At 38.3% G+C, this 12,183-nt stretch carries 7 protein-coding genes and 1 pseudogene; 1 reads left to right on the top strand and 7 read right to left on the bottom strand.

What is annotated here, in order from left to right; genetic code table 11:
* Positions 1 to 48: 48 nt before the first annotated feature.
* The 6 genes from sdbB to RRU92_RS06350 form a co-directional block, all read right to left on the bottom strand.
* Positions 49 to 612 (bottom strand): thiol-disulfide oxidoreductase-associated lipoprotein SdbB, encoded by a 564-nt coding sequence (gene sdbB / locus RRU92_RS06375; protein ID WP_281334903.1) that lies wholly within the window; start codon positions 610 to 612, stop codon positions 49 to 51.
* Between the two features lie 12 nt (positions 613 to 624).
* Entirely contained in the window at positions 625 to 1,332 is a 708-nt protein-coding gene (gene ccdA2 / locus RRU92_RS06370) for a thiol-disulfide oxidoreductase-associated membrane protein CcdA2 (protein ID WP_281334904.1), read from the bottom strand.
* Positions 1,333 to 1,459: 127 nt separating this feature from the next.
* Positions 1,460 to 2,320 (bottom strand): methionyl aminopeptidase, encoded by an 861-nt coding sequence (locus RRU92_RS06365; RefSeq protein WP_248034388.1) that lies wholly within the window; start codon positions 2,318 to 2,320, stop codon positions 1,460 to 1,462.
* A gap of 15 nt (positions 2,321 to 2,335) precedes the next feature.
* Positions 2,336 to 3,613 carry a CBS-HotDog domain-containing transcription factor SpxR gene (gene spxR / locus RRU92_RS06360; protein ID WP_315639006.1) on the bottom strand — a complete coding sequence of 426 codons (1,278 nt, stop codon included), beginning with the start codon at positions 3,611 to 3,613 and terminating at the stop codon, positions 2,336 to 2,338.
* On the bottom strand, positions 3,606 to 4,157 hold the full coding sequence (locus tag RRU92_RS06355) for a GNAT family N-acetyltransferase (RefSeq protein WP_315639005.1): 552 nt from the start codon (positions 4,155 to 4,157) through the stop codon (positions 3,606 to 3,608). Before RRU92_RS06355 ends, spxR begins: the two co-directional genes overlap by 8 nt.
* A 15-nt stretch (positions 4,158 to 4,172) precedes the next feature.
* On the bottom strand, positions 4,173 to 5,432 hold the full coding sequence (locus tag RRU92_RS06350; RefSeq protein WP_315639003.1) for a UDP-N-acetylglucosamine 1-carboxyvinyltransferase: 1,260 nt from the start codon (positions 5,430 to 5,432) through the stop codon (positions 4,173 to 4,175).
* Between the two features lie 181 nt (positions 5,433 to 5,613).
* Here RRU92_RS06350 and RRU92_RS06345 point away from each other — a divergent pair.
* Positions 5,614 to 6,354: pseudogene (locus RRU92_RS06345) on the top strand (transposase); the annotation flags it as partial.
* Positions 6,355 to 6,404: 50 nt separating this feature from the next.
* Here the strand turns inward: RRU92_RS06345 and RRU92_RS06340 are convergent.
* Positions 6,405 to 12,158, bottom strand: coding sequence for an SIALI-17 repeat-containing surface protein (locus tag RRU92_RS06340; RefSeq protein ID WP_315639002.1), 5,754 nt, complete (start codon positions 12,156 to 12,158; stop codon positions 6,405 to 6,407).
* Positions 12,159 to 12,183 lie beyond the last annotated feature (25 nt).

Here is a 12,183-nt window from a genome sequence, read left to right as displayed (position 1 = left end):
GAAAAAATGTCTAGACGATTTGTCTAGACATTTTTATATTTCATTACTTTATTTCATTTGAGCAAAAGCTGCTTCTGCATCTGCGTTACTAATCGCACCTAATTGAATCTTAGCAATTTTACCCTGTGAATCAATTAGATACTCTGTAGGGATACTTCGAATTTGATAGGCTTGAAAAACAGCTCCTTTTGTATCATATAAAACGGGGATATCTTTATAACCTTGTTCTTCAAACCACTTTGGAAATTGATCTACAGTTTTTTCACCTTGAAGCCCTGGCGCAATGACAGATAAAATTTCGAAACCACGATCTTCCTTAGCAGCAAGCTCCATCAATTCTGGCATACTCTTCTTGCATGGTCCACACCAAGATGCCCAAAATTTAAGATAAACTTTTTTACCTTTAAAATCAGATAATTTCACTTCTTTTCCATCCATAGATTGAAGGGTGAAATCAGGTGCTTCTGCTCCAATTGCTACTTGCTTCACAGTTGTTTGCTGCTGTGTCTTAGTCGTTGGATTTTCTTGACTTGATTTTTTCTCTTCCTTGCCACAAGCAATCAGAAGAAAGAGAGACAAGAAACTAAGTCCAAAATAGATAATTTTTTTCATAGATAACTCCTTTTATCCTAATATTCCAGATAAAACATTTAACTGTCCCAACATTAATAAAATTCCCATGAGAACGATCAATAAACCACCAATTTTCTTCAATAAAAGTATGTGGGATTTGATTCTACTAAAATAAGGCATGACAAGACCTGACGCCAAGGCCAGAACTAAAAATGGAAGTGCCATTCCGAGAGTGTAAATGAGGGTTAATAAGGCCCCCTGAAGAGCTCCATTTCCTCCTGAGGCAGCCAGTGCTAAAACAGAACTTAAAACTGGACCTATACATGGAGTCCAGCCAAAGCTGAAGCTGATACCCAGTAAAAAGGCCGACAAATATTTGCTAGACTGTTTTTGATTAAATGTTACTGTTTTTTGTACCTCTAATTTTTGTAGATGAAGAATTTCCATCTGATGCAATCCCAGTATAATAATCATGATTCCCATGACATAACGGAACCAGTCAGCATAAAGTAAATTCCCAAGGAATCCTGCTCCAAATCCAAGAATAAAGAAAATGAGAGAGATACCCGCAATAAAACAGAGGGTACGAATCAATCCTGACCAGGCAACATCTTTACCCAAAAAACGAAATGTCTTTGACTCCTCTTGATCATCTAGCAGAACACCTGCGTAGACTGGTAACAAGGGAAAGATACAGGGAGAAAAGAATGACAAGACCCCAGCTATAAAGACAGAAATAAAAAATAAAATACTTTCCAATTAAGAACCTTCTTTCATATAGTCATCTTTTATTTTACTATAAAAGAAAACGTTTGTAAGATATCTGCTACGTAAATTTATTTTCAACTTGAGAGAATCAAAAAAAGGAGCTCAGCTCCTTTTTTGATTAATAAGTTCCCTCTTCACCTTGACTTGTCAAAATTACAGGCCCATCTTTTGTAATAACAAACTGATGCTCGTACTGACATGATAGACCACCGTCGATAGTTTTATGTGCCCAGCCTGTTTTCATATCTGTATCGATTTCCCAATCACCTGTATTGATCATAGGCTCAATGGTTAAGACCATGCCTTCACGAAGGCGGAGACCACGACCTGCGATACCATAGTTAGGCACCATTGGTTCTTCATGCATAGTTGGACCAACTCCGTGTCCTACAAGATCACGAACAACTCCGTAACCACGACTTTCAGCATATTCCTGAATAGCAGCTCCAATATCTCCAATACGATTTCCTACAACAGCCTGCTCAATTCCCTTATACATAGCTTCTTTGGTAACATCCATCAAGTTTTTAATTTCTTCTGATGGTTTTCCAACAGCGTAAGCCCAACAAGAATCTGCCAAGCCGCCCGTAAAGTTTTGAGTATATTTTTTCATCTGCTCAACGTTGTTAAAATTTAGTTTAGAAACATTGAGGTCAGACTTAGCGATTGGCCCACCAAGAACCATATCTACCTTCAGCAAATCGCCTTCCTTCAAAATATAGTGGCGTGGAAAAGCATGGGCTACTTCGTCATTAAGCGAACAACAAGTTGCGTATGGATAATCCATCATTGCCCCATCAACACCAATTTGAAGAGGGAGGAAATTTTCTTCTTTACAACGACGACGCACATATTCTTCTACTTCCCACATATCTACACCTGGTTTGATGATGTCACGCAAACCGATGTGAATACTGGCAAGAAAATCGCCAGCCTTATCCATTGCTTCGATTTCTCTAGCTGATTTTAATGTAATCATGTTTTCTCCTAGTTTCTAATTAATTTTTACAGTAACATTTGCTTTTGATACGATTTGATGATTGATATAAATGTCATAGTCAATAATAGCTGACCTTCTCGTATGATGAATAATTCTAGCCTGAATTCGCAAGATATCATCAATCTGAACAGCCTGTAAAAAGTAAATCAACATCTGTTCAATGATGAGATTACGTCCGCTATTCACGACCAGATCCTGCGTCATATGGGTCAAAATTTCTGAAAGAACTCCATTTGCAAGGACTCCATTTTTTTCCAACATAAATGGTTCAACCGTAATGACGACTTCATCATGGTGGTAAGATAACTTCTGACCAACCTGTTCTGAAAATGTTGGTAATGCTGAAACTTGAGAGCGGCTCATCTTTTCCATGACATCCCGTCTAGTAATAACACCAAGTAAGGTTTGATTGCTACGAACAACAGGCACCATTTCAAAGTCTTCAGCAATCATTCTCTGGCTAACGTTAGCGATATTCGTAGCTAAACCAGTCATGTAGACTGTCCTTGTCATGACCTTATCTATCGTTGTACCAGGTGATTTATCCCCAGCATCACGCATAGTAACTACACCAACAACAACCTGATGCTGATTAATAACAGGGAAACGGCTCGTTCTATTCTTACGAACCAAGTCTAGATAATCTTTGACAGTATCCGTTTCCTGTAGAAATCCATATTCATGACTAGTACGATAGATTTTTTCAACCGTCAAAATGTCTGTCTTAATCTGAACATTTGACAAGGCTCGGTTAATCATGGTCGCAATCGTGAATGTGTCGTGTTTACTACGTAAAACTGGGATATTTTTCTTATTGGCAGATTCTAAAACATCTTCGTGAACTTCAAATCCACCTGTTACTAGAACGGCATTTTCGTTTTCAAGTGCCAATAATTGGATTCGCGTTCTGTCTCCAACAATGACGAGTCCACCATCGTGAAGATAGGATAGAATATTCTTTTCAGTCATGGCACCGATGGAAAATTTGCTAAATTCTCTATCTAACCCATCCTGACCTGCCAAAACTTCTGATCCTGTGACTTCTGCAATCTCTGCAAAGGTTAATTTTTCAATTGCTACTTTTTTAGATTTTACCCGAACTGTTCCACTGCGTGGTCTGGTTTCAACCAAACCTCTGTTCTCAGCCTCTTTAATAGCACGATAAGCTGTACCATCACTCACTCCCAGCCTATTTGAAATACTTCGAACACTGACCCGTTTTCCGACTGGTAATTCTTCTAAATAAGCTAAAATTTCTTGATGTTTACTCATTCAGATCTCCTTTAGTATAGCGGAATTCTAGATAATCTCGCATCTTTCGGGTATAGCGATCACTGCCTTTAAAGCGACGATAAAGACTAAAACCTGACTTTTGCGCTACCTTCTGACTAGCACTATTTTCCAAATGCGTTACGATTGATAATTGCTTTAAGCCAAATTGATCCATTGACAGTTCACATAACTTAGTTACCGCTTCTGTCATATATCCCTTAGACCAATACTCTTTCTTTAAAAAATAGCCAATTTCCGCTTCCTTCTTAATCTCATCAAGTTTCTCAAACTTGATGGAACCAATCATCTTCTCATCCTTCTTATCGCAGATCGCCCAGATTCCCAAAGGTGACTTCATAAAATAGTTGGCAAGGGCATATTGACTTTCTTCAAGACTGGCTTGAACTGGAAAGATAAATTGTAGATTCTCCGGATCAGATGCTAGAGCATGAAAGTCAGCAGCGTCGGCAAAAAAGAAGGGACGGAAATATAATCGTTCCGTCTCATAGAAAGAAAACATTGCTAATTTTGTCCAGATATTCATATTAATCCTCTAAGATTACTCTTCGATTAGTTCAATATCTGCTCCGAGGTTCCGTAATTTCTCGATAATATTTGAGTAGCCTCGAAGGATAAATTCAACATTGGTAATCTCCGTTCTTCCTTCAGCCATCAAACCAGCAATCACCAGTGCTGCACCTGCACGTAGGTCTGTCGCCTTGACATTTGCACCGTGTAAAGGATTGCCTCCTTTATAAATGATGTGATCGTTTGTTGTGGAGATATCTGCATTCATTTTTGCCAACTCGAAAACATGGTTGACACGTTTTTCATAAATGGTGTCAATCAATGTTCCACGCCCCTCTGCTTTTAATAGCAAAGGAGTAATAGGCTGTTGAAGATCTGTTGCGAAACCTGGATAAGGAGCTGTTTTGATATTAACAGCCTTTAGATTTGTTTGCTCTTCGACGAAAATACTGTCTTCAGAAATAGTCATGTGAACACCCATTTCTTCAAGTTTAGCAATAAATCCTTCTAAATGCTCATAAAGTACATTATTAATTCGAATCCCATGGCCTACTGCAGCAGCCATTGAAATATAAGTACCTGCTTCAATACGGTCTGGGATGACTTGGTGACGTGTTCCATGAAGGCTATCTACACCATCAATAGTAATCATATCCGTACCTGCGCCACGAATGTGAGCTCCCATATTGTTTAATAATGTAGCCACATCAATGATTTCAGGTTCACGAGCAGCATTTTCAATAACTGTTCGACCTTTAGCTTTTACTGCTGCTAGCATCGTATTGATTGTTGCACCAACACTAACAGTATCCATATAGATATGCGCACCATGTAGACTTGATCCTTGGGTTGAGAGATTCATATTATCTCCCTCGTAGGTTGTCTTAGCTCCCATAGCTTCAAATGCTTTTAAATGCAAATCAATCGGACGTGGCCCTAGGTCACACCCTCCAGGCAAACCTACAGTTGCTTCACCAAAACGTCCTAAAAGACTACCGTAGAAATAATAAGACGCACGCAAGCTATTAATTTTACCATAAGGCATTGGTTTATTTTGAACACCACGAGGATCAATCTCAAGAACATCGTCATAACGCTTGACACTAGCTCCCATGATTTCCATAATCTCAATAAGACTAGCTACATCAGAGATGTCTGGAACACAATCCAAAATCACAACATCATCTGATAAAATAATGGCAGGAATCAAGGCAACGACACTATTTTTAGCACCACTGATTGTAATTTCACCTTTCAATGGTCTCCCGCCGTTAATGACAATTTTTTTCATTTTATACTCTTTCACTATTTATTAAGAAGGTCTCACCCTATATTATACCATATTTCTTACTAATAGCCAATCCTATAAAATAATTAACAAACGTCTCACACTTAATTCCACCATAAAAATCCGTTTTAGACTAATTTCCACTTTGGTCAGGAAAGTGGAAGTTACTTTGAGAAATTACCCTCAAGATTTTGACAATCTCAACATCATCACAGTTCTGGAAGGTAGAACACAATCTATCATCCGAAATCATTTTCTTAAATATGAGAGTTCTGTCCGAAGTCGCGTCAAAATCATTACTATGGATATGTTTATCCCTTATTATGACTTGACTAGACAACTTCGCTTTCGAATTTCTAGGCTCAGGCTGAAACAGTCTACGAGACTGTTTCACTCCCAAACGCTAAAATCGTTCTGGATTGCTTTCACATTGTACAACATCTAAGCCGTGCTATGAGTCGTGTGCGTGTCCAAATTATGAATCAATCAGGATAGTCGTAAACTGAGTGATAAACGTTTTTATCGCCCTACTTTTCGTATGCATTTAACCAATAAGGAAATCCTAAACAAGCTTTTGAGCTATTCCGAAGACTTGAAACACCACTATCATCTCTATCAACTCTTGCTTTTCCACTTTCAGAATAAGGAGCCGAAGAAATTCTTTGGACTCATTGAGGACAATCTAAAGCTGGTTCATCCTCTTTTTCAGACTGTCTTTAAAACCTTTCTAAAGGACAAAGAGAAAATTGTCAACGCTCTTCAACTACCCTATTCTAACGCCAAACTGGAAGCCACTAATAATCTAATCAAACTTATTAAACGCAATGCCTTTGGTTTTCAGAACTTTGAAAACTTCAAAAAACGCATTTTTATCGCTCTGAACATCAAAAAAGAAAGGACGAAATTTGTCCTTTCTCGAGATTAGCTTTTCTTCAACCCACTACAGTTGACAAAGAGCCAAAAAACTTGTCCCTTTTATATTTTAAACAATGGATTTAAGAAACCATCTGTGTTTTGTAATAATTTCTTATAAACTTTCCACTTGAGGCCTTCGGTATGCTTGAAACCACCTTCTTTCAAGTCTTTCTCAACAGCAGTGTTAAATAAGTTTTGAAGTTGAGCGTAAGTTGAAATCTTAGAACCGTCTACTTCAATCTCAACAAAGCCTTTCTGTGCTTTCGCATACACTTCATGATACCAATGTTTCTTCCACTCTTCGAGGTTTTGGAATTGATTATTAGAAACTTTCTTGATAATGAAATCATCACCTAAAAGCCCTTTATTTTCTCTGTTGGCATCACCTTTTAACTTGTTAGAAACATAAGGGATAAAGCCGTTCTCATAACCATAGTAACCCCACATACGGAAAGTATTGTGTTTAAAGGAAATAGAACCTACGGTGCTTCGACTCGTATTCCCGCCAAAGATACCTGCCATCATATTGACCGTTTGATAAGCACTATCAAAACCTTCCGTACGGAAGCGACCGTTATTTGGCATACCATGAAGAGTTACAAAGTTATTATCTACCAACTTGTCAATGCTATCAATTGGTAATTTCTTCTCTTCTTCCGTCAAATCACGTAATTTGTCCCACTGGTGTGGTTCTCCAATTAAACGATTTCTATCCGCATTTGTACGCCACTCTTTATCCATCTTCTTGAACCACTTAGAGTTATCAGATAACTTCTGCTTAATAACGGCAGTAGCTTCTAAGTAATCTAACATCATCATAGACTCATTGTAGTTTTTCATATAACTATCAATTTTGTCTCGACTGTCTAACTTAGCTGGATCATAATTGTAGTACTGCTCACCATCATTTTTACGCTCATAAGCCATGTTGATACCCAGAGCTTTATACTCACTATTCGGAGTAGATTTATCAGGGGTTTGTAACATACCTTGAGCAAAGGCTTCTAAGTCAGTACCTTCACGATGCCAATCTCCACCATAGTAAGCCATACGGTCGTTTATGTGAGTTGTTTCATGTGTAAAGGCTGAAATACCAAACTGACTAATCATGTCAGTTACCATGAAGTAAACCTGATCATCTTTCCATGGACGTTCATAAATTTTTGCCATCGCTCCCATCGCTCCGTTAACTTGATGCCAACGATCAGTTGGGCCAAATAGCTCACGAATAGGAGTTGCAACCTTGCCATCTGAACCATAACCACGGCGACTAGCATTCTTAATACCGCTATAATTTTGATTATCCCAAACAGGCGTTGGTACGGAGTTTTGACTCTTCAAGAGCTGATTACGAACTTTTGGTAAAGCTAAACGAGACCAAAAGTCTAAATATCTTTGTTGAGCTTTCGCTACTTTGTTTATCTCCTCTTTGAAAGCATTTCGTTCTTCTTCCGTATTCTTCCCATATTTTTCAAAAGAACTGAATGCCAACGTGTTGTAAGTAGAAATGACAAAAATATGTGCTTTCTTCAAGTTGAGTAACGGTAAAATCATGCGACTATGCACGTCATTGTTCAAACCGTCATAGATACGATGGCGCTTGTCTTTGAAATCCTCTGTAGTCGTCTCAGGCTCAGAAACATAAACGTTCTTTGCAGCATGAATAAACCAGTCATTTAAGTCGGTGTACTTAGTGAATAAACGCATGTTATAGCCTAACAAGCCATTTAATTCACCTTTTCCAATAGTACCACCAATAACTTCACGATAAGCTTCTAAACTTCTATCTCCTTTTAAATTCTTTTCTGCTGAACCTATACGAATCAAGAAATCTAAAATACTTGGTGTTTTACCATAAAAGTCTGGTTTAAACATCATCAAATGCTTAAAGTTCAAGCCATCATAGTCGATACCATAATAACGATTTAGATAAGTCAAGGCTAATATAATCTTAGCTTTATTATCTTCAACTTTCTTGAGAAGCGCCTTCTCAGCCACTTCATCACTGTTCAGTTGATGGTCTTCATTTTCTAACAAGGACTTCACTAACTTATCTAACGTCTCTCTAACCTCAGCGAAGCTTTCTTCTAGGTATAGAGATGAAGGGTTATTTGTAATAGCTTTAACCTCAGCAGAGTCTAAAGCAACAGAACTCAACTTCTCTTTAACTTTCGTAATCAAGGAATCTCTGTTCTTATAAACCATATTAGGAGTGTAAACTACACCTAAACCATCTACATTATATTCTTTGACTTGTTTTACCTTAGAGTCCGAAACCGCAGATACCCCAAATTCTTCTTTGGTTCCATCGGCATAGTGAATCATGATTTTATCCACACTTGATAAATCAGTGACAAATTGCCCTGCTTTCATACCTGTTACAGACAGAACAGTTTTCTTAACAAGATTGGAATCATCTGTTAACTTATTCCCTTGGTTTATAATCCACTCTTTGTTATAAAATGGTTGCAGTTTTTCCAAGTTTCGATAAGCTAGGTTTCTTGTTTCTTGGTAGTCCTGAATCGCTTTATAATCAGAATCTCTATCGATGATACGATTTAACTTGTTTACGACAGGATCTTGAATAGTAAAGGTGTTGGCTGTGATATTCATCTTAGCGATTTTAGCATCTGCTTCTGCTTGAGAGATACCAGTAATACGATTTGAATGTTTGTAGGAAGATAAACCACTTGCAACACCATTTACATAATTTACACGTTTGATATTATCTAATCCAAAATATTGGTCATTATCATTCAAGGCTGGTGAACCATAGACAATTTCACCATTATTTACTTTAAGCATTGTTACGACGTCTTCAATAACACCCCAGTTAAAGTTGTTATGAATTACACCTCCACTTTCGCCATGCTGAATCAAATTCATAGTACCTTTTATTACAGCATTTCGGAGAAATCCTTTTTTACCTACTGTCATCGAGTCAATACCATGATCTAGTTTACCAATTAAACCACCATATTTAGATTTATTGGCACTAATCTTAGCATCAACGTAAGCTTTATCAACGTTACTTATCCAACTTTCGCTGACAAGTCCACCAGACCACCAGCCTTTATCTCCAAGACTGTTAATCTTGCCAATAAAAGCTACATTGCGAATATTAGCTTCGTCTAACTTATTAACAGCACCGGTTACATCGTTATTTCCTGTTACTGAACCTACTACTTTGATATTCTCAAGTGTAGACTTCTTAAACATATTACCAATAGGTGCAACTTTATCAGCCCAAGGCATATTGATATTTACATTACCTAAGTTAAAGTTTTTGAGTGTAGCACCTTCAGCCTCATTAAACAAAGGTCTTTCTAAGTTATGAATCGTGTACTGATGATTCTCTACACTTGATAAAGTACCTCTAAACTTAGCCATAACATAAGCTTTACCTGCTGGCTTAACGTTAACTGCATTCAAATCTGCACCAAGTTTAAACTCACCGGTAGGATTTGCTTGCATGTCTTTTGCTAAATCATGGAAGTTGTAATAAACCTTATCCTCGGTAGCCCTCGGTTTTTCAAGATAATAAGTGTAAGTATCTCTTAACTTACCGTCTTTATCACGTTGAACTAAGTCAGGTGCTTTTGCCGTTATCTTGTAAAGCTGCTTACCTTCCTCAATGACCTCTTCAATCTTATCAATTGCTAAACGAGTCACTTTGTTTTCTCTGGAGGTTACTTTTAAGTAATAGTTGTTAACATTACTTGGAAGAGAGGTTAAACGATTACTATCGCTTTCGACACCGCTTTCGTTTACTTGTACGAGACTGGTATTTGCAATATCTTTCAACTCAACTTTCTTTAAATCTAAGCGTAAAGGTTTATCTTCCAAAGTCGATACTTCTGCACCCTTACCTACATCATAAGTCATAGTGGTTGAAATCGTATAATCTTTGTAATAGTCTAAGTTCTCTAATACTTGAGATAAGTTATCGGTTTTTAAATCAAGCGTTTTTACAATTTTTCCACCTTCTTTGATAGTCGCTACAATGCGTGTAATTGTAGCATTGTCTTGATTTTCTAGATTGTAGTTAATTGTAGCAGACTTAGCTAAAACATCCTTAGATACAGTGGTCAGAGTCAAAACAGGAGCCGTTTTTTCTTTGGGCTTTTCTTTGGTACCTTTTACAAGAATTTCAGGCTTCATTTCTTTCAACACAGTTACTGTTTCAACTGGGTCACTGATTTTTTTGCCATGTAACTCTTCATAGCTAGTAACAATTTGACGTTCGCCATCCTCACCAACTTGTTTAATAGAATCATCACCTATAAATTTGCTAGAATCGGATTCTTCTGTGATAGTTTTAGGAATAGTCTCTGTACGAATATCGGTATGTAGAGAAGGCAACTCTTCTCTTTCTGGTGCAACTTCTGAAACTGTAGATATTGGTTCAGTATACTCTGGAATGTCGATAGCAGGCGGCTCAATCAAGTTGCCATTTTCATCTACTCCTGTTGTACCTACAGGTTCCGTGTATTCTGACTTCTCGGACTTGGGTGCTTCTTCTGGAACTGTGCCTACCGGTTCAGTGTATGCTGGTTTTTCATGAACTTCAGGTTCCCCTTTGTCAGCCACAACAGCTTCGGGTACGGCTGGTTGAACCTCAGGCTCGCCTTTGTCAGTCACAATAGCTTCCGGCAACGCTGGTTGAACTTCCGGCTCACCTTTTTCAGTCACAACAGCTTCGGGTAACGCTGGTTGAACTTCCGGCTCGCCTTTGTCAGTCACAACAGCTTCGGGTAACGCTGGTTGAACTTCCGGCTCACCTTTTTCAGTCACAACAGCTTCTGGTAATGCCGGTTGAACTTCCGGTTCGCCTTTGTCAGTCACAACAGCTTCGGGTAACGCTGGTTGAACTTCCGGTTCGCCTTTGTCAGTCACAACAGCTTCGGGTAATGCCGGTTGAACTTCCGGCTCGCCTTTGTCAGTCACAATAGCTTCCGGCAACGCTGGTTGAACTTCCGGTTCTACAAGGTTTGTACCTATTGGTTGCGTATAGTCAGGCTTCTCATATTTAGGAGCATCGTCTGGGACTGTGCCTACTGGTGCAGTGTACTCTGGTTTCTCTGATTTAGGTGCTTCGTCAGGCACTGTGCCAACTGGTTTAGTATATTCTGGTTTGTCTGCTTTAGGTGCTTCGTCAGGAACCATCCCCACAGGTTGAGTGTATCCTGGTTTTTCATGAACTTCGGGCTCAACCAGATTACCACCAACTGGTGCTGTATGTTCTGGTTTGTCTGCTTTAGGCGCTTCATTAGGGATACTTTGAATTTCAGATACTGGAACATTTTTTGTCCCCTCAGCTTTATGTTGAATTTCTGAGATTGCATCATCATCAAGAGGTAAGTATCCAATATAACGATATCCAGCAATTTGAACTACTCCTTCATTACTTGGAGCTTTCAAAGGATTGCTTATATCGAGAGCTTGCATACTAGAAAGACTAATCAGTCCGATAGTAGTAACTAAGAACAAACTACTAACTTTTTTCTTTTTATGAACCAAAAGAACGAAACTACCAACAGCTAATAGACCTAAAGCTGTAAGCACAGAAGTCGATGAACCTGTCGCAGGAAGAGTTTCCTGCTGATAAATAAGAGCATAAGTTACCTCATTATCAGTAGGAATTCCTGCTTGAATCTTGCTTTGTTCTTCCTTTGTAAGAGCGCTTTTTTCAATGTAATGATAGGTAGAAGCATGAATGACTGACGGTGCAACCAAGATACTTCCGAGTAAAAATGAACCAACAATCCCACAGATTTTTCGGATCGAAAATCGTTCTTTTTTAAATAATGACAAGCATAATCACCTTCTTTAATTTTAT

The organism is Streptococcus sp. DTU_2020_1001019_1_SI_AUS_MUR_006 (genome assembly GCF_032340315.1).
Taxonomy (GTDB): domain Bacteria; phylum Bacillota; class Bacilli; order Lactobacillales; family Streptococcaceae; genus Streptococcus.
This window is presented reverse-complemented; position numbering and strand designations above follow the sequence as displayed.

What these genes read in the sequence shown, in the direction of transcription:
- sdbB (WP_281334903.1), bottom strand. Translation starts at nt 612, where the DNA reads ATGAAAAAAATTATCTATTTTGGACTTAGTTTCTTGTCTCTCTTTCTT.
- RRU92_RS06365 (WP_248034388.1), bottom strand. Translation starts at nt 2,320, where the DNA reads ATGATTACATTAAAATCAGCTAGAGAAATCGAAGCAATGGATAAGGCT.
- spxR (WP_315639006.1), bottom strand. Translation starts at nt 3,613, where the DNA reads ATGAGTAAACATCAAGAAATTTTAGCTTATTTAGAAGAATTACCAGTC.
- RRU92_RS06355 (WP_315639005.1), bottom strand. Translation starts at nt 4,157, where the DNA reads ATGAATATCTGGACAAAATTAGCAATGTTTTCTTTCTATGAGACGGAA.
- RRU92_RS06350 (WP_315639003.1), bottom strand. Translation starts at nt 5,432, where the DNA reads ATGAAAAAAATTGTCATTAACGGCGGGAGACCATTGAAAGGTGAAATT.